This is a genomic window from Colwellia aquaemaris, assembly GCF_057548755.1.
Genome location: NZ_BAAJLV010000001.1, coordinates 782,224 through 807,353, shown reverse-complemented (window position 1 = coordinate 807,353; position 25,130 = coordinate 782,224). Strand labels below are relative to the sequence as shown.

The 25,130-nt window shown below is 38.7% G+C and carries 23 protein-coding genes; 13 read left to right on the top strand and 10 right to left on the bottom strand.

The features are described 5' to 3' along the window. Positions 1–30: 30 nt before the first annotated feature. The 7 genes from AC27HL_RS03560 to AC27HL_RS03530 all read left to right on the top strand — a co-directional run bounded on the left by AC27HL_RS03560 (position 31) and on the right by AC27HL_RS03530 (position 8,906). Positions 31–1,209, top strand: coding sequence for a phosphoglycerate kinase (locus tag AC27HL_RS03560; protein ID WP_487078991.1), 1,179 nt, complete (start codon positions 31–33; stop codon positions 1,207–1,209). A 391-nt stretch (positions 1,210–1,600) separates the two neighbouring features. Then, positions 1,601–2,665 (top strand): class II fructose-bisphosphate aldolase, encoded by a 1,065-nt coding sequence (gene fba / locus AC27HL_RS03555; RefSeq protein WP_487078990.1) that lies wholly within the window; start codon positions 1,601–1,603, stop codon positions 2,663–2,665. 166 nt (positions 2,666–2,831) lie between these two features. Continuing rightward, a complete protein-coding gene (locus AC27HL_RS03550; protein ID WP_487078989.1) occupies positions 2,832–3,662 on the top strand; it encodes a mechanosensitive ion channel domain-containing protein in 831 nt (276 codons plus the stop codon). Continuing rightward, positions 3,652–4,431: a DUF481 domain-containing protein gene (locus AC27HL_RS03545; RefSeq protein WP_487078988.1), complete on the top strand. Its 780-nt coding sequence runs from the start codon at positions 3,652–3,654 to the stop codon at positions 4,429–4,431. The genes AC27HL_RS03550 and AC27HL_RS03545 overlap by 11 nt, the downstream gene beginning before the upstream one ends. A gap of 321 nt (positions 4,432–4,752) precedes the next feature. Then, positions 4,753–6,888, top strand: coding sequence for a TonB-dependent siderophore receptor (locus tag AC27HL_RS03540; protein WP_487078987.1), 2,136 nt, complete (start codon positions 4,753–4,755; stop codon positions 6,886–6,888). A gap of 7 nt (positions 6,889–6,895) precedes the next feature. Continuing rightward, positions 6,896–7,465: a hypothetical protein gene (locus tag AC27HL_RS03535; RefSeq protein ID WP_487078986.1), complete on the top strand. Its 570-nt coding sequence runs from the start codon at positions 6,896–6,898 to the stop codon at positions 7,463–7,465. 16 nt (positions 7,466–7,481) lie between these two features. Further along, complete coding sequence (locus tag AC27HL_RS03530) at positions 7,482–8,906, top strand: PepSY-associated TM helix domain-containing protein (protein ID WP_487078985.1); 1,425 nt, start codon at positions 7,482–7,484, stop codon at positions 8,904–8,906. 190 nt (positions 8,907–9,096) lie between these two features. Here AC27HL_RS03530 and AC27HL_RS03525 read toward each other — a convergent pair whose 3' ends face one another. Beyond that, positions 9,097–10,692, bottom strand: coding sequence for an isocitrate lyase (locus AC27HL_RS03525; RefSeq protein ID WP_487078984.1), 1,596 nt, complete (start codon positions 10,690–10,692; stop codon positions 9,097–9,099). 342 nt (positions 10,693–11,034) lie between these two features. Here AC27HL_RS03525 and AC27HL_RS03520 point away from each other — a divergent pair, with 342 nt between their 5' ends. The 5 genes from AC27HL_RS03520 to AC27HL_RS03500 all read left to right on the top strand — a co-directional run bounded on the left by AC27HL_RS03520 (position 11,035) and on the right by AC27HL_RS03500 (position 16,553). After that, the gene (locus AC27HL_RS03520; RefSeq protein ID WP_487078983.1) at positions 11,035–11,970 is read left to right on the top strand and encodes a LysR family transcriptional regulator; all 936 of its coding nucleotides are present in this window, start codon (positions 11,035–11,037) and stop codon (positions 11,968–11,970) included. 24 nt (positions 11,971–11,994) lie between these two features. Next, entirely contained in the window at positions 11,995–12,366 is a 372-nt protein-coding gene (locus AC27HL_RS03515) for a CidA/LrgA family protein (protein WP_487078982.1), read from the top strand. A gap of 9 nt (positions 12,367–12,375) precedes the next feature. Continuing rightward, positions 12,376–13,089, top strand: a complete 714-nt coding sequence (locus AC27HL_RS03510) for an LrgB family protein (protein ID WP_487078981.1) — start codon at positions 12,376–12,378, stop codon at positions 13,087–13,089. Between the two features lie 392 nt (positions 13,090–13,481). Continuing rightward, on the top strand, positions 13,482–15,668 hold the full coding sequence (locus tag AC27HL_RS03505) for a malate synthase G (protein ID WP_487078980.1): 2,187 nt from the start codon (positions 13,482–13,484) through the stop codon (positions 15,666–15,668). A gap of 399 nt (positions 15,669–16,067) precedes the next feature. After that, entirely contained in the window at positions 16,068–16,553 is a 486-nt protein-coding gene (locus AC27HL_RS03500) for a hypothetical protein (protein ID WP_487078979.1), read from the top strand. 64 nt (positions 16,554–16,617) lie between these two features. On the opposite strand, the gene AC27HL_RS03495 is transcribed toward AC27HL_RS03500, so the two are convergent. The 3 genes from AC27HL_RS03495 to AC27HL_RS03485 are packed head-to-tail and all read right to left on the bottom strand — an operon-like array spanning position 16,618 to position 18,805. Then, a complete protein-coding gene (locus AC27HL_RS03495) occupies positions 16,618–17,562 on the bottom strand; it encodes a hypothetical protein (protein WP_487078978.1) in 945 nt (314 codons plus the stop codon). 3 nt (positions 17,563–17,565) lie between these two features. Continuing rightward, entirely contained in the window at positions 17,566–18,264 is a 699-nt protein-coding gene (locus AC27HL_RS03490; protein ID WP_487078977.1) for a hypothetical protein, read from the bottom strand. Beyond that, complete coding sequence (locus AC27HL_RS03485; protein ID WP_487078976.1) at positions 18,254–18,805, bottom strand: RNA polymerase sigma factor; 552 nt, start codon at positions 18,803–18,805, stop codon at positions 18,254–18,256. Before AC27HL_RS03485 ends, AC27HL_RS03490 begins: the two co-directional genes overlap by 11 nt. A gap of 261 nt (positions 18,806–19,066) precedes the next feature. On the opposite strand from AC27HL_RS03485, the gene AC27HL_RS03480 reads away from it, so the two are divergent. Beyond that, positions 19,067–19,348, top strand: coding sequence for a peptidylprolyl isomerase (locus AC27HL_RS03480; RefSeq protein ID WP_487078975.1), 282 nt, complete (start codon positions 19,067–19,069; stop codon positions 19,346–19,348). 95 nt (positions 19,349–19,443) lie between these two features. Here the strand turns inward: AC27HL_RS03480 and msrQ are convergent, their stop codons facing one another. The 6 genes from msrQ to AC27HL_RS03450 all read right to left on the bottom strand — a co-directional run bounded on the left by msrQ (position 19,444) and on the right by AC27HL_RS03450 (position 25,060). Then, the gene (msrQ, locus tag AC27HL_RS03475; RefSeq protein ID WP_487078974.1) at positions 19,444–20,079 is read right to left on the bottom strand and encodes a protein-methionine-sulfoxide reductase heme-binding subunit MsrQ; all 636 of its coding nucleotides are present in this window, start codon (positions 20,077–20,079) and stop codon (positions 19,444–19,446) included. After that, positions 20,079–21,083 carry a protein-methionine-sulfoxide reductase catalytic subunit MsrP gene (msrP, locus tag AC27HL_RS03470; RefSeq protein ID WP_487078973.1) on the bottom strand — a complete coding sequence of 335 codons (1,005 nt, stop codon included), beginning with the start codon at positions 21,081–21,083 and terminating at the stop codon, positions 20,079–20,081. The genes msrQ and msrP overlap by 1 nt, the downstream gene beginning before the upstream one ends. A 97-nt stretch (positions 21,084–21,180) precedes the next feature. Further along, positions 21,181–21,543, bottom strand: coding sequence for a glutaredoxin family protein (locus AC27HL_RS03465; protein ID WP_487078972.1), 363 nt, complete (start codon positions 21,541–21,543; stop codon positions 21,181–21,183). A gap of 43 nt (positions 21,544–21,586) precedes the next feature. After that, on the bottom strand, positions 21,587–22,138 hold the full coding sequence (locus tag AC27HL_RS03460; protein ID WP_487078971.1) for a DUF2058 domain-containing protein: 552 nt from the start codon (positions 22,136–22,138) through the stop codon (positions 21,587–21,589). Positions 22,139–22,331: 193 nt separating this feature from the next. After that, a complete protein-coding gene (locus AC27HL_RS03455) occupies positions 22,332–24,587 on the bottom strand; it encodes a xanthine dehydrogenase family protein molybdopterin-binding subunit (RefSeq protein WP_487078970.1) in 2,256 nt (751 codons plus the stop codon). 2 nt (positions 24,588–24,589) lie between these two features. Beyond that, the gene (locus tag AC27HL_RS03450; RefSeq protein WP_487078969.1) at positions 24,590–25,060 is read right to left on the bottom strand and encodes a (2Fe-2S)-binding protein; all 471 of its coding nucleotides are present in this window, start codon (positions 25,058–25,060) and stop codon (positions 24,590–24,592) included. Positions 25,061–25,130: the final 70 nt, after the last annotated feature.

Sequence of the window (25,130 nt, the reverse complement as noted above, 5' to 3'; positions counted from 1 at the left end):
ATAGTTAACTTTTACCAACAGGAACTCAGCATGTCTGTAATTAAAATGACGGATTTATCACTTGAAAACCAACGAGTGTTAATTCGTGAAGATTTAAATGTCCCCGTGAAAGACGGCAAGATTACCTCTGATGCTCGTCTACGTGCCGCTTTACCAACACTTAAAATTGCCCTAGAAGCTGGTGCGAAAGTGATGGTGATGTCACATTTAGGTCGACCTACTGAAGGCGAATACAATGAGGAATTTTCATTACAACCTGTAGCTGACTACTTAGCTGCGGCACTTAACGCACCGGTAAGATTAGTCAAAGATTACCTAGACGGTGTTGATGTAAATGCTGGTGAATTAGTCATTTTTGAAAACGTTCGCTTTAACCTTGGTGAAAAGAAAAATGACGATACGCTAGCGAAAAAATTAGCGGCGCTATGTGACGTATATGTTATGGACGCCTTTGGCACAGCTCATCGCGCACAAGCAAGTACGCACGGTGTTGCTAAGCATGCTAAAACTGCATGTGCTGGTCCATTACTTGCTGGCGAATTGGCCGCTTTATCAAAAGCACTTGATAACCCTGCGCGTCCGCTCGTCGCTATTGTTGGTGGCTCGAAAGTCTCCACTAAACTAACGGTGCTTGACTCATTAGCTGGCATTGTTGACCAACTTGTTGTTGGTGGCGGTATCGCTAATACCTTTATTGCCGCTGATGGCCATAATGTTGGTAAATCATTGTATGAAGCAGACCTAGTTGATGAAGCCAATCGCCTAACACAGCAAGCAAAAGCTAACAATGGCTCAATCCCTGTGCCAACAGATGTTGTTGTTGGACAAGAGTTTTCAGAAACAGCGGTGGCTACACTTAAAAATGTTAGCGACGTTGCTGATGGAGACATGATTTTTGATATTGGCCCTGACAGTGCAGCAGCTTTAGCCGACATTATCGCCAAGGCCGGAACTATTGTATGGAACGGCCCAGTAGGTGTATTCGAATTTGACCAATTTGGTAAAGGTACTGAAGTTATCGCACACGCGATAGCTAACAGTAAGGCATTTTCAATAGCGGGTGGCGGAGATACTTTAGCTGCAGTTGATAAGTATAATATTGCTGATAAAGTGTCTTACATTTCCACTGGTGGTGGTGCCTTTTTAGAGTTTTTAGAAGGTAAAAAATTGCCCGCTGTCGAAATTTTAGAAGCACGCGCAAACGACTAATAAGTTAATTTACTGCCATATTCAAACAACAAAACGCTAATTGAGCTTAATTGCCAATTAGCGTTTTTTTATCATTGATGAAAAATTCGAGAATTAGACGCTAATTGACTAAAAATATATTTTTCTTCATTACTGCATTTTTCGTAGTAAAATTACTTAAAAATAGAGAGAACACAGCTTAAAACCTAGCCCAAAACTGTAATATTTTCGTAATTTATAAACAAAAAGCACAATAAGTGAAAATTTTATATTTATCAGCAAGATTGCACCATTTTTTCTAGTGCAAATAATTAAAACCATCTGATATAATTACGAGACGAAAGCGTTAAGTTTCAAAATGAAACTTTTTTAAAACCCATTTGTTATTATTTACAATCACAGGAGTTAGTTCATGGCTTTAGTTTCTATGCGCCAAATGTTAGACCATGCCGCAGAAAATGGTTACGGTATTCCAGCTTTTAACGTTAACAATTTAGAACAAGTTAGAGCTATCATGCTTGCCGCTAACGAAACCGATAGCCCAGTAATTTTGCAGGGTTCTGCTGGCGCAAGAGCATATGCAGGCGCACCTTTTTTACGTCACTTAATTTTAGCGGCGATCGAAGAGTTTCCACATATTCCTGTGGTTATGCATCAAGATCACGGTACTTCACCAAGTGTTTGTCAGCGCTCTATTCAACTTGGCTTTTCATCAGTGATGATGGACGGTTCACTAATGGCTGACGGCAAAACGCCATCAAGTTATGAATATAACGTGGATGTTACTCGTCGTACAGTTGAAATGGCCCACGCTTGTGGGGTTTCTGTTGAAGGTGAACTTGGTTGTTTAGGTTCTTTAGAAACGGGTGAAGCTGGTGAAGAAGACGGTGTCGGTGCCGAAGGTAAGTTAACAATGGAGCAAATGTTAACAGACCCAGAAGAAGCCGCAGATTTCGTACAAAAAACTCAGGTTGATGCCCTAGCAATAGCTTGTGGTACCTCGCATGGTGCGTACAAATTTACTCGTCCACCTACTGGCGATATTCTTGCTATTGACCGCATTAAAGCCATACACAACCGTATTCCTAACACTCATTTAGTTATGCACGGCTCTTCTTCTGTACCACAAGAATGGTTGGCTGTTATTAACGAATTTGGTGGTAACATTCCAGAAACCTACGGTGTACCGGTAGAGCAAATTCAGGAAGGTATTAAAAATGGTGTTCGTAAAGTCAATATCGATACTGATTTACGTCTAGCATCAACCGGCGCTGTGCGTCGTTTTCTTGCCGAAAACCCAAGTGAGTTTGATCCTCGTAAATTCCTTAAAGTTTCAACGCAAGCCATGTCAGATATTTGTAAAGCTCGTTACGAAGCATTTGGAACTGTCGGCCAAGCATCAAAAATCAAACCAGTATCACTTGAAAATATGTTTATGCAATATTCTTCAGGTAAGCTTGACGCATTAATCAAGTAAACTTGCTTTGCTTTTAAATAAAGGCGGCCTTAGGCCGCCTTTTTAAATTCTGATAACGTATTTACGAAACATTTGTTAATAAATCGGTCAAATTGTTAACAAATTGATGATATTTAATCACCACTTCACTATAATTCGCCCTTTATAACATTGCTTGGGGCAACCAATGGAAACGATTCAAAACTGGTTAATTGATAACCAAACTATGCTACTTGATTTTGCAATCAATCTAGTTATCGCATTAGCGATTATATTTGTTGGTAAATTTGTTGCGAATATGATTCGCCAAGGCGTGGTAAAAGTCATGCGTCACAAAGGTATGGACGATGCTATTATTTCATTTATCAGTAGCCTACTTTACGGCATGCTGTTCTTTATAGTCATTGTTGCTGCCGTTTCTCATTTAGGTTTTAACACTTCATCACTGGTTGCAATTGTTGGTGCTGCCGGCTTAGCAATTGGTTTGGCACTACAAGGCTCACTATCAAATTTCGCTTCGGGCGTTTTACTTATTGTATTTAAGCCTTTTAAGTCAGGGGATTTTATCGAAGTATCGGGCGTTGCTGGTATTGTCGAAGAAATCTTAATATTTTCGACACAACTTCGTACTGGCGATAATAAAACGGTCATTATTCCAAACGGTTCAATTACTAGCGGTACTATTACAAATTATTCAACTAAACCAACAAGAAGAATAGATTTGGTTATCGGGGTAAGTTATGATGCCGACCTCGCAAAAACCAAAGAAATTTTGTTGAATTTAGTTAGTGCTGATGAGCGTGTTTTGAAAGATCAAGCAGTAACAGTTGGCGTTTCAGAACTTGCTGATTGCAGCGTTAACTTCGTAGTAAGACCTTGGGTAAAATCTGCTGATTATTGGCCAACCTACTTCGATTTACTACAAAAAATTAAAACTGAATTGGACAACGAAGGAATCGAAATCCCATTCCCACAATTATCTATTCATATGAATAAAGAGGAAAACAATGAGTCATAAGTTAATATCTGCGGCATTATGTTGCGTTTCTTTCGTAACAATTGCTGAAGATGCCACACCAGCAGAAGATAAATCTCCTTACACAGCGTCGGCCGAGCTAGGCATGCTGTTTAAAACTGGCGACACGAAAAGTGGCGATATTAAAGCAGGTTTTGACTTAGGTTACGAAGAAGGTGCTTGGAAAACAACAGGCCAATTTGACATGCTGGTGAAAAAAACTGAAACCACTGATGAAGAAGGTGACGATCATTTCGAAACTAGCGATCAAAAATGGACAATTGTAGGCCAAACAAACTATACCCTTGATGAAGCTAGCCCAAATTATATCTACGGCAACGCATCATACGAAGATAACCGTTTTAGCAGTTTTGAGAATCAAAGTTCAATCTCTGCTGGTTGGGGTCGTCGTTGGTTTGAAACAGAAAAAGCCACTTTAGATGCTGATATTGGTCCTGGTTTCAAGCGTGATGTTTTACGTCAATCTGATACGCAAGACGAAGAGACTAAAAATGCCTTTATTATTCAAGCACAGGCTTTATACAAACGTCAAATCAATGAACATGTTGAATTTAAACAATTATTAGTTGCTAAGTACTCACCAAAAAGTGGTGAAAACAGTACTTATAAAGCAGAAACATCTATTTCAACTAAATTAATTGAAACATTACAACTTAAATTTAGCTTTGTTGTTGATTACAATACTGAAGTTGAAGATGATAAAGAAAATACTAATACAGAAACGGCAATGACATTAGTTTACAGCTTCTAAAACATTAATTTTTTTAACAATTTATTAGTGACAAAAGCCAGCATGGTTAACTTGCTGGCTTTTTTTATGCCACTGACTCAATACTAATTCGACAAAAACTTACCTAAACAACAAGAAATAACCTTCTGATAGCTCAAAGTACTCGTGATTTTCATCAACAAACGCGCTGCAACTTCATCTTTAATAACTAACCTCATTGCCTTTATCCTTGTTATTTCTACAAAATGTTACAAAAGCGTTGCACCTGCACATAATGCGATCAATAATGATAACCATTATCATTTAGATGCAATTAATAACGCTTTTTAAAGGACCTTAACCGTGTTTAACTTTTCTCGAACTCCACTCACTTTAGCTATTTTGTCGGCCTGCACCGCTTTCACTGCACAAGCAAATGACGACGCTGTCGACACCGATATCGAAAGAATTGAAGTCTATGGCAAGCTTAGTCATTATTCAGCAACTAAGTCTGACACGCCAATTATGGATGTTGCTCGCTCGGTGAGTATCGAAGATCTAAGCCAGATTATCGATAAAGGTGCATTAACACTTGATGATACATTTACTTATTCTGCCGGCGTAGCAGGACAAACCTATGGTTTTGCAACCCGTGGCGACTGGATTAAAGTGCGCGGCTTAAATGTTCCTCAATATCAAGATAGTTTGCAGTCGTTATTTGGTAACTATAACAATACTCGACCAGATATTTTTACTTTGGAACAAGTCGAGATATTAAAAGGGCCAGCATCTGTACTTTATGGTAAAGGCTCACCAGGTGGTTTAGTGAATGTGGTAAGTAAAACACCAAAACCAGAAGCGGCTCACCAAATAGTGGTGGAAGCAGGAAACTTTAACAGAAAACAATTAGCAGTAGACTCTACTGGTACCATAGGAAGTAACGAAAACTGGCTCTATCGTTTAGTATCAGTTGTGCGAGATAGTGATACTCAAGTAAATCATGTTGAAGACAAAAGCCGAGTACTTGCCCCTTCTATTACTTGGCTAGCTAGTGATGAAACAGAAGTCACAATGCTGGTAAATTACACCGACACGGAAAGTGATACTGGCGCACAATTTTTGCCACTTCAAGGCACCTTATTACCAGCACCAAATGGTAAAAAAATAGCCCATGATACCTACTTAGGTTTACCCGGTTATAACAAGTATGACGCCGAAACTCTAGCGGTTACGTTAATGGCTAGCCATGATATTAATGATTACTGGCAACTTTCTGCTAATGCTCGTTATACCGATGCAAGTGCTGATTATCAGCAAGCTTGGAGTACATTCTTACCTGGCGGAAATCGTTATATTTATAACGCGGATGGCAGCTTATATAAAGACGGCACTGTGCCTCGTACATTTTATCGTAACGATGCAACTTCAGAGCAAAAAGTAATCGACATTCGCCTATTAGGCGAATTTAACACGGGTGATATCGAACACAAAATGTTGTTTGGTGCGCAATATCAAGATGTCACAACTGATAGCGCTGGCTATTATGCATATGCACCTGGTTTAGATTTTACTACTGGCTTACCTGATAGCACGTTTGGTGACTCTTTATGGGTAAATGTTTTCAATCCTCAATATGTTGAAGTTGACGTAGATGCACTTTTAGCGCCTTATTACACCAAAAAGCCTGAAACTAATTCAAAGGATCTTGGTTTCTATATTAGTGACCAAATAGATATCGACTTATGGTCTATCACGTTAGGGGCACGTTTCGACGACAGCGAAAGTGAAACATCAGGAGAAAGTCAGTCGGATTCTGAAGTAAGTTTAAGCGCTGGTATTATTTATAAATTTGCCAACGGCATATCGCCATACATCAACTACGCTGAGTCCTTCGAGCCTGTTATTGGTGATAATGGCCAAGGTAAATTACTTAAACCGCAACGCGGCGAACAAATAGAGCTTGGTATCAAATATGTACCAACAGCATTTGAAGGCTTCTATACCTTGGCTTGGTTCGATATTGAGCAAACTAACTTATCTGACCCAAACAGTAATCCACAAGAATTTCAACAACAAAGTGGTAAAGCAAAAATTAACGGTGTTGAATTTGAAAGTTTAACGGCATTTGGAGATTTCACGCTAGAGCTAAATGCTTCAAAACTTGATACCGAAAGTGCCGACGGCTTTAAACTAGACAGTGTACCCGAAAAACAAGCTTCAGCATGGTTAAGCTATAAACCTACGGGCAATTTAGAAGGTTTCAAATCAGGTTTTGGTGTTCGTTATTCGGGAGAAAGCTATGACGGCACAGATACTTACCGCACGCCTTCTTACACCCTAACCGATTTTATGATCGGCTATGCAGTTGAGCAATGGGACTTCGCATTGAATGTACGCAACTTAACAGACAAAAACTATTATGCAACTTGCTTAGGGCGCGGTGATTGCTTCCCTGGTGAAGAGCGCACTATTGTTGGCCGCGTAAGTTATAACTTTTAGCAAGCAAATGATTGATTTATCGTCCCTTCCTTTTATTGGCGAACTTACGGCACTGCTTTTATGCAGTGCCGGTATTTTTTTGCTATGGCGAAACTGGCGCCAACCAACCACAAACAAGTTAGCATTGTTAGCTTCGTTATTGTTACTAATACTTTCATGCATGCTTTGTATTAACATTGCAGGGGGAGAATTTGGCAGTATTTACTTTCTTTGTATGCTGAGCATTCAAGCATGCATGTTAATTTTTTTCACAAAAAAAATCACAAAAACACAACAATTACCCACACGCAATTCAACGCTTAGTGCGCCATGGAGTCGTAAGAAAAAAGTTAAACTACTGTATTACAGCTTAGCGCTATTCATTTTATGTGGCTTAACAGGTGTATTACTAACGATGATATTAGCACGATTATTCATTCAGTCATTGAACCTGCAACTAGCTTTTGCAGCACTCGCTTTCCCTATTTTTTGGGCACTTGCCAGCATTTGGTTATCAACAACAGATAAGCTATTGAGAACCTCATTAGTAATGTCGCTAGCCAGTGCACTAATGCTTGGAGGCATTTTCACGCTGTAAACGTGAATTGAATATCATGAATAAATTAACAATTAAAAAAATCATTGTAAAAAAAATGTTTGATGCGCATTCCGCTATTGGTTTAGCGGTAGGAGCCATCATGTATCTTATTTGCCTTACAGGTAGTTTGGCAGTATTTTATCCTGAGTTTGAGCGCTGGGAGCAACCCAATATTGCGGAGTATAGTCAATTACCGATAAAAAGTATCAGTACGGCTTACCAAGAGTATCTCAAGCAAGTTACAAGCCCTGAAAAATCGGTTTATGTCGTGCTACCAACAGCCGAAGTTCCTCGTGCGCATTTATCTGATGGCGAACAAGAATGGTGGCTAAATCAAGACGGTACATTAAGTGAAACCGTTAAAAAGCCTTGGACTGAAATGCTACAAGAGTTGCATATCCAACTGCATTTACCTAAAACACTAGGCCTAGCCGTTGTGAGTTTTTTCGGTATTTTATTGCTGCACTTAATAATTTCCGGCTTACTTACGCATAGTAGAATTTTCAAAGATGCATTTACCTTAAACTGGGGCGGTACAGGCCAAAAGCAGCAAATAGATCTGCACAACCGTTTATCCGTTTGGGGGCTGCCCTTCCATGCTATGATAGCCATAACCGGAGCATTTTTTGGTTTAGTATCAATATTGGTGTTAATTGCTGCCAGTGCATTTTATGATAATGATCGTGAAGCGCTGATTGCTGATATTTATGGCACAGAGCCTATTATTGCTAATGCACCTGAACTTAATATTGAGCAAAGCTTTGCTAATATGGCAGCCGTAGATAAACGCGCTACACCAATTTATGTTGTTGTTCAAAACATAACAACTAACGAGCAGTTTATTGAAATCGCCGCGACTTTACCGCAACGCTTAATTTATTCAGAAATTTATCAATTTCATGCTGATGGCCAATACATAAGGCAGCAAGGAATGGCTAACGGCCCGTTAGGACAACAAGCCCTTTACTCAGTTTATCGCTTACATTTTGGCCACTTTGGTAATCTAGCCGTTAAAGTTGTTTATTTAATACTTGGCCTTGCTTTAACCTATATTAGTGTTTCCGGTATCAATATCTGGCTAAATAAACGTGGAAAAATCGACAATACCAATTTCCTTTGGAGTGGCTTTATTTACGGTACACCATTAGCTCTTTCGATGGCACTTTTAGCTAGCATTGGCTTGGGATTATCGGCACATTACAGTTTTTGGTTAACACTTATGTTAAGTTTAGTTGCTGCAATGTTAATCAAAAACGTTGCAATGATACGCTATAGCCTAGTTATCGCGACAGTCACTACGTTATTGATCACACTAACAGTTTACGGCTTAAGTTACGGAAAACTTATATTAATACCAGCGATAACAAGCATAAATCTATCCATTTTGTTTTACGTTGTACTGATGATATTACATGGCCGTACGCTCAAAAAGGCCAATTAAACCTTTCATATTAGTGCCTGCTAATACTACAAATAACTAGAGTGTTGAATTATAAATAAAAAAGCACTGTTAATAACAGTGCTTTTTGCTTCGGTTGGGATAAGTTAACAAGTTATTTTTCTTGAGCAGAAACCTAAGTCATTTTTTAATATATAACTCAACTTAAGTATACTAAATACAACTCGCTTCATTAGCTAAACTGGTTAGACGTATTTTTCGCACCACCCGCTTTTAAGGCATTTTCACCAGCAAAGTATTCTTTGTGATCATCGCCAATATCAGAGCCTGACATATTTTGATGTTTAACACAGGCAATACCTTGACGAATTTCTTTACGTTGTACACCTTCCACATAACCAAGCATAGCTTTATCACCAAAATATTCCTTAGCTAAGTTATCAACTGACAAGGCGGTTGTATGGTATGTTGGCAAAGTAATTAAGTGATGGAATATATTGGCTTCACGAGCCGCATCAGCTTGAAAAGTGCGCACGCGCTCATCCGCAATTGCCGATAGCTCTGACTCATCATAATCAGCATTCATTAAATCTTCACGAACATAAGCAGAAACATCTTGTCCGGCTTCAACCATGGCATCATATGCTTGTTGACGGAAATTCAAAGTCCAGTTAAATGACGGGCTATTGTTGTAGACTAATTTTGCGTCAGGAATTTCTTTACGAACTTCATTCATCATTGCGGCAATATCAGCAACATTTGGTGTCGCGGTTTCTATCCATAATAAATCAGCACCTGCTTTAATCGCTTCAATACTGTCGAATACACAGCGTTCAGGTCCTGTGCCTTCACGGAATTGATATAAGCCAGAAGGTAACCGTTTAGGGCGAACAAGCTTGCCATTACGGTTTAAACAAACATCACCTTCACGCATTTGCGAAACATCAATCTCTTCCACATCAAGGAAAGAATTATACTGGTCACCTTGGTCGCCTGGTTCTTTAACCACGGCAATTTCTTTGGTAAGGCCTGCACCTTCAGAGTCTGTACGTGAAACGATAATACCGTTGTCTATTCCTAACTCTAAAAATGCATGACGTAAGGCGCGAATTTTGGCGTGAAAATCAGCATGAGGTACGGTGACTTTACCATCTTGATGGCCACATTGTTTTTCATCCGCTACTTGGTTTTCAATTTGAAGTGCACACGCACCCGCTTCAATCATTTGTTTTGCCATTAAGTAAGTTGCTTCTGCATTACCAAAACCTGCATCAATATCAGCAATAATTGGCACAACATGTGTTTCATAGTTATCAATTTGCGACTGAATATTAGCAGCTATTGCTGAATCTCCAGCTTCATTAGCTTTGTCTAAAGCACGGAATAAGCCACCTAATTCACGAGCGTCGGCTTGTCGAAGAAAGGTATAAAGCTCTTCAACTAACGATGCTACAGTGGTTTTCTCATGCATAGATTGATCAGGTAATGGCCCAAACTCACTACGAAGTGCAGCAACCATCCAGCCAGAAAGATATAAATAACGACGTTTAGTACTGCCAAAGTGCTTTTTAATTGAGATCAGTTTTTGTTGGCCAACAAAACCATGCCAACAACCAAGAGATTGTGTATATTTTGTTTTGTCTTCATCAAAGGCTGCCATGTCTGCACGCATAATATCAGCGGTATATTGGGCAATTTCTAAACCAGTTTTAAATTTATTTTGCACTCGCATACGGGCAACAGATTCTGGATTAATAGCATCCCAAGAGTCACCAGCCTTTGCCTTTATTGCCTGAACCGCTTCAATTGCACTTTGATAATTTGACATAACATTCTCTCCGTAAGTCTACACTGATCTTAGTTATAATTTGATAATGTAACCGCATAGGTAAGCTGTCACATCGAACAACATAAATACTACGCCCACTCGACAATATTTATGAAATATATAATAGTTATCACCATCATTCATAAAAAATATAATAGTGTAATAACTCTAAAAGAAGACAAGTATTAGTCTTATAAAATCAATAACTAACAAACTCTCGGCTTGTGAATTCGACATTTGATTTAAGTTAAATAAATTTTCGTTTTTAGCAAATTTACTTGCTTCTCATTAAAAGTCATGACATATAACTAGATTATGTTTTTGCTATAAATTATTAATGCTATGAATATCTCTAAAATCGATTTAAACCTGCTTATTTATCTTGATGTTTTACTGCGAGAGAAAAATGTTACCCGTGCTGCAAGCCAATTAAATATTACACAACCTGCAATGAGCAACGGTTTAAAGCGATTACGTACGCTTTTTAATGATCCAATATTAGTACGGACATCTGATGGTATGGTGCCTACCGAAAGAGCAAGAGCATTAGCACCTGCCATTAGAAAGATTCTGTTAGAGCTTGAAGAAGCCTTGCAGGGTGAAGAAGAATTTAATGAACAAAATAGCCAGCGGGTTTTTCGCATTATGGCTAGTGACTATGCCGCCTCAACACTATTACCTAAATTGCTAAAACGTATTAATCAAATTGCTCCCAATGTCACCATAGATATTATGACGCCAAGTGATGTTACCTTTCATGACGTTGAAGCAGGTAAGATCGACATGGCCATTAACCGCTTTGACGAATTACCCCAATCATTTCACCAAAAAACTATTTGGCGAGATTCATTCTCTTGCTTATTAAGTGCTGACAACCCTGTAGTGTCAAAATTCAACCTTAACACGTACTTGTCTGCAAAACATGTTTGGGTATCAAAAACCGGCTTTGGTGTTGGTGTTGGTATGGACCCAAAAGACGTGCAAAAGTTAGGTTGGGTTGATGAAGCATTAGCTCGACTAGGCAAAAAACGTGATATTAAAGTATTTACCCGTAACTATCACGTAGCCATGCAGTTAGCTTTAGAAGACGAATTAGTTGCTACCTTGCCAACACGGGCGGCTCTTATTCATAAGTCTGACAGTAATTACACTATCGTTAAACCTCCTTTTGATATTCCTGATATCGAGTTAAAAATGATTTGGAGCCCGTTATTGCATCACGACGCCAGCCATATTTGGTTTCGACAATTAGTGATAGAAGCCGCCAATCAAGGTTAATATTATCCAAGAGTTAGTCTAACAATGACAGTGCATAAGTCTGAATTTTACAATGTACTTTATAGTGTTTTTGCATTACTAAGCTGTGTTGCTATTGGCCGATTAGCTTCATACTTATTACCTGCACTACCAGGAAGTTTATATGGCTTAATGGTATTTACGCTGACCTTGCACTTTCGACTATTTGATGCAGATAAAATTAGAGCAAGTGTGGTGTGGAGCATCAAGCATATGGGCGTATGCTTTGTTCCTGCTGGCGTTGGCATTATTAATCATCTTGAATTAATCAAACAACACGGCATTGCCATCGTTGCCATCACATTCGTAACAACCTTTATTTTACTGACGGCTATCGGGGTGCTTTATCAAAAATATGAAGCATCCGGTAAGCGATAGGTAATAGTAGTGATTACATTTTCAACTCAAGCCTTAATTTACACCGCCTTAACCCTTATCACAACCATTGGTTTTTATCAGTTAATTGCACTATTACAAGGTAAATATAAAGCCATTTGGTTACAACCTATGTTGATCACTATTTTTACCATTATTGCTTTTTTAACCTGGCAAAATATAAGTTTTGAACACTACTTTGAAAGCTCATGGCCACTCAATGCCCTACTTGAACCTGCCGTTGTTGCACTTGGCTTTCCCTTATATCAACATTTGGAGGCCATAAAACGACAATGGCAAAGCATATTTTTTGTGTTATTTTTCGGCACATTAATCGCCATCATCAGTAGTTTCTTAATTACCATGTTACTCGTTAGTGATTACAGCATTGCCGTAGCTCTTTCACATAAGTCGGTAACAACGCCTATCGCTATTGCTGTAGTTGAACAGCTTAACGGCAACGTGGCAATTACCGCATTTGCTATTATTCTTGCAGGCTTCTTTGGCGCAATAGTCGGCCCACCTTGGCTAACTTTTATAAAAGTCACCTCGCCAAAGGCACAGGGTTTAGCTATCGGCAGCGCTAGTCATGCTATTGGAACGTCAATTATGAGTAACTATAGCTATGAACATGCTGCCTTTAGTTCATTGGCATTAATTGTCTCAGCCGTGATTACGGCGACTATCAGTCCTTTTTTAATAACAGTTTTAGCCGCTTCATTTTAGCCTCATTATTAATTTGTAATTGCACCGAAAAATCCTAACCATGAGTTTTTTAGCTCAATACCGATACAACAGCTATCAAGCCCAGCATCACAAACATAAATCATTTGATAGCACCCATAAGCAAAATTCACCATGTGAATACCAGAGATAATAATAAACAATAGCATGAATAAAGGCTGTTAACATACTCTCCAAATAAAATAAAACACATTAAAAAACAACAGCTTGAATTGATTAATATTATTTCATCCTCAACAAAAATTTAAAACTAGCTAAAGATCTAAATTTCTGGCTATTGCATCAATCGAGCAATCTTCTAACATTGCCCTTAATCGTGCTCAATCAGTTTAACAATGAGAAAACTTTCAACACAGCTTTCAAACAGGTGCCTTATGACGAAAAGAATTTCAATTGCCAATATGCAAGTTGCACAAAACTTATATGACTTTATCGAATCAAGTGTATTGCCCGGTACCGACATAAATTCAGATAACTTTTGGTCAGGGTTTTCCGCACTCGTGGATGATTTAAGCCCCAAAAACAAATCGTTATTGGCTACTCGTCAACATTTGCAAGCAGAAATTAATCAATATCACCTAAGCCATCAAAATGAGAAGTTTGAGTTCGCTAACTATAAAAACTTTCTAAGGGAAATAGGCTATTTGGCGCCAGAAGTAGCTGATTTTACTATTTCCACAACTCAGGTTGACAGAGAATTGGCAGCAATGGCTGGTCCTCAACTTGTAGTGCCTGTGATGAATGCTCGTTTTGCACTAAATGCCGTAAATGCCCGCTGGGGAAGTTTATACGATGCGCTTTATGGCTCCGATGTTATTACTGAAGACAATGGTGCAGAAAAATCTGCGGACTACAATCCGGCTAGAGGCGCAAAAGTTGTAGCCTTTGCTCGAGACTTCCTTGACCAAACACTTCCGTTAAGTACTGGCTCACATAGAGATGCAACTAAGTATCAAATCATTAACGGTACACTTGTCGTTACCTTAAATAACGAGCAGCAAGTTCGTTTACAAACACCAAGATTACTTAATGGTTTTATCGGTGCTACTGAGTCACCAGCCGAACTTTTATTTAAGCATCACGGGCTACTATTTGCGATTGAATTCAATGCCGATAGCCCAATAGCCAAAACCGATGCAGCAGGCATAAGTGACATTAGCATCGAGTCAGCACTGACCACAATTATGGATTGTGAAGACTCTGTTGCCGCTGTAGATGCCGACGATAAAGTAGTTGCTTACAAAAATTGGTTAGGACTTAATCAAGGGACCTTATCAGAAACCTTTAAAAAGGCTGGCAATAATGTTACTCGTAAAATGCAACAAGACAAACAATATCAATCACTAACCGGTGATAACTTTACGGTGAAGCGTCGCAGTTTGATGTTTGTTCGCAACGTTGGTCATTTAATGACAAACAACGCCATTCTTAGCCAAAATGGTGAGGAGATTCCTGAAGGTATTATGGACGCAGTAATTACCACTTTAATTGCTCTGCATGATATCCGCGTTAAACAAAGCTCGTCAGCTTCACTCAAGAACAGTCAATCTGGCTCTATTTACATTGTTAAGCCTAAAATGCACGGCCCAGAAGAAGTTGCTTTTGCTAATGAGCTATTTGATCGAGTTGAAGATCTACTAACTCTACCGCGCAATACCATCAAAATGGGTATTATGGATGAAGAGCGCCGTACCAGTGTTAACTTAAAAGCTTGTATTTACGCTGCCAAAGAACGCGTAGTTTTCATAAACACCGGCTTTTTAGACAGAACCGGTGATGAAATACACACTTCAATGCTCGCTGGCCCTATGGCAAGAAAAGCAGATATTAAACTAACCAAATGGATATCAGCTTATGAAGATAATAATGTTGATGTCGGTTTAGCGTGCGGGTTTAGTGGTAAAGCGCAAATAGGTAAAGGTATGTGGCCTGTGCCAGACCAAATGGCTAATATGTTGGCGACCAAAATCAACCATGTTGAAGCTGGCGCAAATACCGCTTGGGTACCTTCCCCTACTGCGGCAACGTTACACGCTTTACATTATCATAAAGTTGACGTATTTAATTTACAGCAACAACTTAAAAAACGTGTGCCAGCATCTGTAGATGATATTCTAACTATTCCTTTAGCGGAAGATACTAGCTGGAGTGAAGCTGAAATTATGGCGGAGTTAGATAATAATTCACAAGGTATTCTAGGCTATGTCGTCCGTTGGATTGACCAAGGTGTTGGTTGTTCGAAAGTTCCCGATATTAACGATGTCGGTTTAATGGAAGATAGGGCTACTTTACGAATATCTAGTCAACATATGGCAAATTGGCTCCAACACAAAATCTGTACACCTGAGCAAGTGCTAGCGAGCATGAAAAAAATGGCGAAAATTGTTGATCTGCAAAATCAGCAAGACCCACAATACCGCGCAATGGCTAACAACTATGATGAAAATATAGCATTTCAAACTGCTTTGTCTTTAATATTTAAAGGAAATCAACAGCCAAATGGTTATACTGAGCCGCTACTACACAAAAATCGATTAAGCTATAAATCGATATTTTCTTAACCTAGTATTGTTTAACCTAGCAAAAAGACTAATAAAGAAAGGATCTGTTGACGGGAATTAACAGAACCTTTTTAGATCATTTCACATAAAAAGGAATACTAATAAATTTAGTTTGTAAAAATATATTAAGAAAAATGAAAGTTATTTTTAAATTAACAGTTCTTATGAAAATTAGCTGTAGATTTATTGTACAACCCATTTGATTCACCAATATCGTGTAAATTAAGGTTTTGATGTTACAAAAATATTGACAATATGGTTATTTATCGGATAAATCAGGCGCTTTGCCTTATTGTAGTCGCACAAAATTAAATTCCTATCTATATTGATTTGTAACACAATGGTACAATGATCACATCAGGGAAAGATCTAGGATAGATATTTGATGAGGAAAGCAAAATGAACAGACCTGCTAAAATTAGCTTAGTTAGCTCTATTTTTGTTATCACAGGATTATGCGGTTCACTTTCGCAAGCTGCACCAGAAGTTAAAGATAAGCCAGAGCAATACGCTGCAACTACAGTAGCAAGCCAATCTATAGCTAAAAGCGTAAGCTATAGCTACACTTACCCAAGCATTACCAGTGAAATATTTTCAGAGGGTAAACGCTTATCTCTACCAAGATTATCTGCCAATTCTCGTCAACCAATGCAAGGTATTCAAGTAGCTGACTTTGCTCATATTACGCCAAATAAATTTAAAAAGAAAAACGCCATTTTTGAATTTGCAGCTAAATTTAATGACAAGCTGCAACAAATACTGGCTATATTTGATTTTTCATCAGCACAAGCAACAGCTAGTAAAGAATTAACTAATAATAGTCAAAAAAGAGAAGTACATCTAACTAGCAGTATTGGCAATTGTATAGTCAATAAAAGTAATTAGATTACGCTAATTTATAATTAAAAAAGCCGCTGATGCGGCTTTTTTAATATTTTTGGCTAAGCAACTAAAATTGATAGGCTTGGCCTTTTTCCATTAAGGCTGCGGCATTAATTTTATCGGCAGCACAACTAGCAATATCCTTTTTACTAAAAACTAGAATACTATCCTTATATCGGCGACCTGATTTTTCACCAGCGGACTTTAATATCACACTAACATGTTCATCTTTAGGTAAAGCTTTTAAACCATTACCGTATAAGCATAAGGTTTCTGTTAAGTTAGCCGTTAATACTTGATAATAATCAGCACGCTCTTTTGCCTGCGACGCTTGTTGGGCTTTTTGTTCTGCAGCAATCTCACTTCCTCGCTGTGCCAACTTTCGTTTACTAGCTCGTAGCTTTTCTTCCTTTTTACTCAGTTTATTTAACTCATCCTTTAATTCTTTTACTTGCTCATCGTTGGCACGAGACAGTTGATAGTTTAAGTCACGTTTTTCGCGCTCAATATCACGAAGTTCATAAGCTAAGTCCCGCTGTTTCTCCCTTAACTCTCTGGTTTTTTCACGATTCTTTTCAAAAACTTCCATGACCCTTTCGTAGCCAACAGCAGCAGTTTCTAGCGCTTGAGTCACAGTATCATTTATATTTATATCGTAGTTTTCCTCAAAATCATCATTTACTGACGGAGCTATTGGTGCAACGGGCATGATCGGCATTTCAGGCATAGAGAAATTAAAGTTATAGCTGCCCCATTGACGATTACGTGCCGCAGAATTTATGGTAAAAATCACACCTTGCCCACGTAAATAAGTGCTTTGAATACTATTAATTTTTGATTGTTGGCGTGCTGACTTATCAGATACAGATGATTTAATAATATCGCTCATAATGGAGAGCTGTTTATGCATATCCTGATATTGATCAGGCTTATTTTGAGCAGCACTAGCTGCACCTGTAGCTAGTAAACAAGGAATCATCCATCCCCACGATAATTTATTTAAATTTCTCATATCTTACTCCTCAGAAGTCCAATTGACCGGTGTACTTTTATGCTCACCTTCATTCATGCCAAAATTGTTAATATTTTTGCGTTGAGACGCCTTGTTATATTTAATCGCTTGTTCAAGTTGCTGATACTTAATTTTTTGATCAAGCAACTCATCTTTTCGTTGCGCATTAATGTATTGAATAAAGTCGCTAATATCTTCTTTACGCTCTTGACGAGATGCTCCCATAATATAGCTGGCAAGCTGTAAATTGTTTTCTTGCTGTTGCACTTTGATATCAGCAGCATAATTAGCTAGCAGTACTTGTTGCTCTTGGGCAAAACTTTGCAGTTTTTGATCAATAAACGTAGCCATTTTTTGTTGCTGCAATTGCGATTTGTCGCCAGCAAAGCTTAATAAAACTCCATCATCTTGCATCACTAATTCAACCTTGAATATCACCAGGGCAATGGCAAACATTGAAAATGCCATTGACAATGCAGGTAAACCTCGCCACTGCCAAAACGGGACTTTTTCACTATAAAAGCTACTAGCACGATCCCAATGTGGTACATCGGCTTCCGGGATAACGTCTGCTTGGTGCTGTATAAAATGGGCAGTGTTTTTTCGTTGCTGCCACACTTTATCTTCTTCAACTTCACATTCAGCTGACTTGCCATCAAGCCAGTTAGTAAATTCTCGCTCTAACTCATCTTTATTTGACATCTTCCAACTCCAAATGCACTTTCAACTTATCTAATGCACTATATAAACGTGATTTTGCGGTATTAACTGAAATGCCCAACTGCTGCGCAATATCATCAAACGTGCAATGCTGAAAAAACTTTAACTCAACAATTAACTTCTGATTAACCGGCAACAGCTGCATTGCGCCGTTAAGCAAATTTGCTTGTTGGCCGTTATACATACTCATTTCAGGGCAAGCGTCACTGGTTTGCTCTTCTTGCTCAGGAATATCGTCAAGCGACTGTGTAGGCTTTTTACGACGATAAAACTCAATACAGCGATAATGAGCAATTTTAAACATCCAGCCCTTAAAAGGACTATCGCCTCTAAATGAAACCAAATTTCGAAACACAGCAACAAATACATCTTGCATTAAATCCATTGCATCATCGGGATTGCTGACCATACGTAACGCATAGTTATATAAGTTTTTTTCATAGCGTTTAACTAGCGTTACCCAGGCTGACTTCTTTCCTTTCAGCGCCTGTTTTACCAGCGTTTCATCGCTTCGTTCAAACACGCATTGTCCTTGTTGTAGTTAAGTTAATTTGTTTTCTTATAAGTAAGGTAGTATTAGCTTTTAAAATAGTTTGAAAATAAGTAAATTATTTATCTCAGCACGTGAAATATTGAAAGCTCTGTAAAAATCCATCAATCAATTCCCTGTAAAAATCTTTAAAATTCAAATAGAAAGACTTTACAAACACTACTATTTTATTTTTTATAATAAATACGTTACAGTTCAAGGGCATGAATAACAATAACTAAAGTAGGATTTAAAATGTTAAGAGCGTCAGCACGTCATATATTGGTAGATACTGAAGAGCAATGTCTAACATTAAAGCAAAAAATAGAATCAGGAGAGGAATTTACTTCTATTGCTAAAGAGCATTCAAATTGCCCATCAAAAATGCAAGGTGGTGCGTTAGGCTCTTTTGGCCGTGGACAAATGGTGCAAGAGTTTGATGAAGTTGTTTTTAACGCTGAATTAAATAAAGTACAAGGTCCGGTGAAAACCCAATTCGGTTACCACCTTGTTGAAGTAACCGCTCGCAGCGAATAGCAACTTAGCGATAGTCAAACATAAGTACAGCAATGTTGGTCTCATCAAAAAGCGAATGTATCATACTTTCGCTTATTCATTTTAAGCATAATTTTTTACGATTTAAACCAACGCTTAATTTTATCTCGCCGTAAACTTAATAAAAATACCGTGACTAGCATATAAATTCCTGGCTCAATGATCTCTGATTTTACCGACCACAAAAAATGTAGTGCAATCATTAAGCTTGCTACATATACCCAATTATGAAGCCGTTGCCACTTGTTTCCCATTTTACGCTTAAGCACATTAAAAGAGGTGATTGCCAATGCGGTCAAAATTACCAATGCCAACATACCAACCGTAATATAAGGCCGTTCAATAATTTCATCGACAAATAAAACAAAGTCAAACTGCACTTCAAAGGCAAGAAAGCTAAGTAGGTGAAATAATGCATAAGTGAAGCTATACAAACCAAGTAAACGACGGGTTTGTAATAAGTACCCTTGTCGGTACTTTTTCGCTAATGGTGTTAATAGCAATGAAATTAGTAATAAATTAAACGCGCCAATTCCCGTAAAATGTATCACGTCTTTTACGGGATCAGCGCCAAGTTGATCGCTAAATGCCAACACATATAAAGTAAGCAAAGGTAAAAATGACATTAAGTGAATAACAATTTTTAGCAAAAGTACTTTATTGCTCAAAAACACTTGCTTAAAGGTCACATGATCTGCCGTCGAAACCCGCATTAATAATATTTCCTTAAATCCATGCCTTTATACATTTCTGCCACTTCTTCGCCGTAGCCATTAAACGGTAAAGTCGCAATGCGATTGCGTGCCAATAACCCACCTGTGGTTAAGCGTCTTTCACTTGCTTGGCTCCAGCGTGGATGATCAACCTCTGGATTGACATTGGCATAAAAACCATATTCTCTCGCCGCCAACATATTCCATGTCGTAGGTGGTTGTTTTTCAACTAACTTAATGCCAACAATTGATTTGATACTTTTAAAGCCATATTTCCATGGCACAACTAAACGAATCGGCGCACCGTTTTGTGCTGGTAGAGTTTTACCATATAAACCAACACTCATTAATGTTAGTGGATTCATGGCTTCATCAATGCGTAAGCCTTCAACATACGGATATTTTATGCCGCCACCAATACGGCGACTTTTCTGCCCGGGCATTTGCTCTGGGTCATATAAGGTTTCAAAGGCAACATATTTTGCTCTAGAGTTCGGTGCTGCTTTCTTAATTAGCTCAGCTAATGGAAAGCCAACCCAAGGAATAACCATAGACCAAGCTTCAACACAACGTAAGCGATAGATCCGCTCTTCAAGCGAAAAGCTGGTAAATAAGTCTTCATAGCCTAGTGTATAAGGCTTATCTACTTCACCTGAAATTTTTAATTGCCAAGGGTCTACTTTAAACTCTTGGGCATTTTCAATCGGGTCACCTTTAGCTGTACCAAATTCATAAAAGTTATTATGAGAAGTTACCTTAGCCTCAGGAGTGAGAACCTCACTAGATTTATTTGCAGGCTTAAATGTTAAAGCTTGCTGCTGAAACACGACATCTTTTTTACTACTAAAAAAGTCAAGTGGAGCGGCATTCGCAGATTGGACCAATAAACTACCCGCCCCTAGAAAACCAAGTTGTTTTAAAACACTACGACGAGATTGGTAAAGTTTTTCGTCGGTAACTTGTTGTTCTGAAATATCGGAGCTTTTTATTGTTTTAATTAACATCTTTACCTCTAATTGGCCTAAATACCTACCGGTAAATAGACCTAATTAGCACTAAAAAAATTCTTAATTAAATATAAAAACTTATCAGGGGTAATGTTTAACGAGCAAACTTTTCTAAATAGTTTATGATGTCACTAGATTCATACATCCAAGTAACCGATTGATCTTCATTGACAATTTTAAGACAAGGCACAGTTCTTTTACCGCCATCACGAATGAGTTCATCACGGTAAGTTTCATTTTGGTTTATATTGCGCAATTCAATATTTAAACCATAACGCTTCATCGCCCGGCGTGTTTTTACGCAAAATGGGCATGCTGGTAATTGATATAAACTCAAATGTGCAGTGCTGGCATCAACTTCTTTTTGTAGTTGCGAGTCACGCTTAGGTGAGCGTGGCGAAAAAATAAAATTTAACAATAAAATTAAACGGCCAATTGGCCAACGAATTAAAAACATATAATGGTTTACTCTCTTGTAAATAGTTTATAACAATGCGGACTTACCACATTAAATCATCTGGAATTTGAAATTCTGCATACGGGTCATCTTCATCACCTGCTTCTTCAGCTACTTTAGTGTTTTGCACTAAAATAACTTGCTTATCTAAGCTTGCTACTTTTTCAGCCGTTTCAGCGGTAACAAGGTAGGTTTTTTCTTCAATACCGCACAAGGCTAATCGCCCATTAACTAATGCTTTGTGAGTAGCTTCATCAACAAATAGCTTTTTAATTTTACCATTGAAGGTGTAGTTATATTCAGCGTCACCGTTAATGTTTGTTACTTGATGGTGTTGCAATATTTGAATTATACGTAACTGTTGCTCTTTACTGGCTAACGCTGCTTTTTTCTCGTTATTTAATGCCGTATCACGGGCGAGTTTTTCTTGCTTAGCAAGTTCAAGCTCTTTTTTTACTTGCTCTTGCATACTCACGTCAACGGCAGCACCACTGCGTTTTTGTTTATTTTTTTTGCGTTTATCGCTATTAGCTTGTCGAGCTTTTTGTTTAGTCGTTAAACCCGCTTTCAACAATTGATCTTGTAACGAGGCCATTTATTTTCCTGTAGTCATGCTATCGATAATGGCGCTATTTTATCAGGTCGTTTGCCAATTTACAGCATTCATCGTGGCGACAAATTTACATAGACAAAATATAGCATTTGCCCTGAATATAAAAAGCAGCGATAAACGCTGCTTTTAACTATAAGTACAAACACTTACCTTTTTTTTATCACGACAAAAAAGACTAAACAATACCATATTGTTTTAACGGCAGCTCTCGGTAACGCTTTCCAGTGGCATCAAATATTGCGTTACAAATTGCTGGCGCTATAGGAGGTACTCCAGGCTCGCCAACGCCACCTGGTGCGGCATCACTTTTAATAATTTCAACATGCGTAGTCGGAGCATCTGTATAACGTGCTACTTGATAACCATCAAAGTTATTCTGTTCAATAACACCGGCTTTGGCTGTCAATTCACTAAAAAATGTTAATGACAATGCAAATATTGCAGCGCCTTCCATTTGTGAACGAATTCGCTCAGGGTTTACAGCTAAACCACAATCTACCGCCATCCATACATCATGTACTTTCACCTTACCATCACTATTTGCTGACACTTCAACGACACAAGCAACGTAACTAACAAAGCTTCGATGCATGGCAATACCTAAGCCATGGCCTTTAGGTAGTTTTCGTCCCCATTTTGCCATGTCAGCCGCTTTATTAATCACCACTTTCATTCGCGCAGTATCAACAGGAAACTTTTCTAGTGTTTCGCCATAATTGCCGTACTTGGCATTTTCTTTTGCAAAATCTATTTCTCTATCAGCACCAATTAATGATAATAAATGTGCCTTACTGTCTTGTCCTTTCGCATGCGCTAACTCATCAACAAAGGAGCCTATTGCAAAGGCATGATTAATGTTAGTTACCGAGCGCATCCAGCCAATACGAGTATGTGCCGGTGCTTTACCTGCAGCGCAGCTAACATTAGCAATATCAAATGGCATGTCGATAAGACCCAGATCTGCTTCTGAGCCAATTACATCGGCGCCTTTACTAAAGGTCGAGCCTATAGGTGGCTCGGCAACATGATGCTGCCAAGCAGTTACATTGCCATTACTATCAATACCAGCAGCCAGTTTTTGATAACTAACCGCATGGTAATAACCATTTTGAATTTCGTCTTCACGAGTCCAAATAACTTTGACAGGAACATTTAACTGCTTTGCCAGTATTGCAGCTTCGGCAACAAAATCTGGTTTAGATTTACGTCCAAAGCCACCACCTAATAAAGTAACGTTAATATTTATTTTCTCAACAGCCACACCGGTAATTTGTGCTACAGTGCCTTGCGAAGATTGCGGGGTTTGTGTGCAAGCCCAAATATCAAAAACACCATCATGAAAATAGGCCGTCGCGGCAGGTGGCTCCATTGGAACATGAATTAGCTCAGGGACATAGTAATCAGCATTAACCACTTGCTTCGCTTCAGCTAAGGCTTTCGAAACATTACCTTTAGTTCGCAATACCTTTGTTGGTTGATCACAGCTTTGCGCTAATGCCAGCTTATAAGACTCACTGTCATATACTTGATGTTCACTTTCATGCCATTGAATATTTAAAGCTTCGCGACCTTTAATAGCCGCCCAAGTATTAGTGGCAATAACGGCAACACCACCGAGCGGCTTAAAAACTGCTGGCTCTTCTAAATCTGGCATTTGCACCACATCAATAACACCTGTAACGGCCTTTGCAGCATCGGCATTAAATGATTTAACTTTTGCCGCTAAAATTGGCGGGCGAGCAATAACGGCATACCGCATATTATCTAATTCAACATCAAAGCCAAATTTTGTAGCTCCTGTCGCTATTTTCTCTCCATCTACCAAAGCAATATCAGACTTACCAATATACTTAAAATCTTTACTCGGCTTTAACACTAATGTTGAAGCCTCAGGCACTTTCAATGTACTAGCAGCATCAACCAAGCTACCAAATGACAATTTTCGGCCAGACTGTTCATGAATAATAAAGTTATTTTCTGCTCTGGTTTCAGTAACAGCTACTTGCCATTTTTCAGCCGCAGCTTGTTGTAACATCATGCGAGCTGATGCGCCGGCTTCTCTTAGTGGTTGATAAAAACGTCTTATTGAGCGTGAGCCATCAGTATTTTGGCTGCCATATTTCTTATCGCCCAAGCCTTGAATAATATCAATTTTCTGCCAATTGGCGCCAAGTTCGTCGGCAACAATCATAGGAATACTGGTACGAATACCTTGGCCCATTTCTGAGCGATGCACAACAATGCTAACTATGTTATCAGCACCTATTTGAACATATACATTTGGTGAGAATTTATTAGAACCAGTAACGCCCGCTAAAGCTTTAGGAATCGTTAACATAGACGGTAATTGCACACCTAGTACGAGTGCTGTCGAGCTGATACCAAGCTTTTTTAAAAAGCCGCGGCGACTAACATTTTCAATTTGTTTCATGGCTAGCTCCCTTTCACTTCAGTCGCTAAGTCGGCAGCTAAATGTATCGCTTGCTTAATTCGCTGATAGGTACCACAGCGGCATATATTACCGCTCATGGCCAGCTCTATATCATCATCATTCGGTTGCGCATTTCTTTCTAACAAAGCTACTGCTGACATAATTTGCCCCGATTGACAGTAACCACATTGCGGTACATTTAAACTTTGCCATGCTTGCTGAACAGGGTGTTCAGCTGTATCAGAAAGCCCTTCAATGGTGGTGACTTTCTGTCGACCTATCGCTGATATCGGCGTAACACACGAGCGAATAGGTTGGCCATCAACATGTACAGTACATGCACCGCATAAGCCCTTGCCACAGCCATACTTGGTACCTGTATATTTTAAAATATCTCTCAGTGCCCACAGTAATGGCATATCGCCATCTTCCTGTATTTGATGAGCTTTACCATTAACGCTTAACGTGATCATGCTATTGCTTCCTCTTATTTACAATATGGCAGCAACTAAGCATTCTCATATTGTTTCATCTTATTATTTT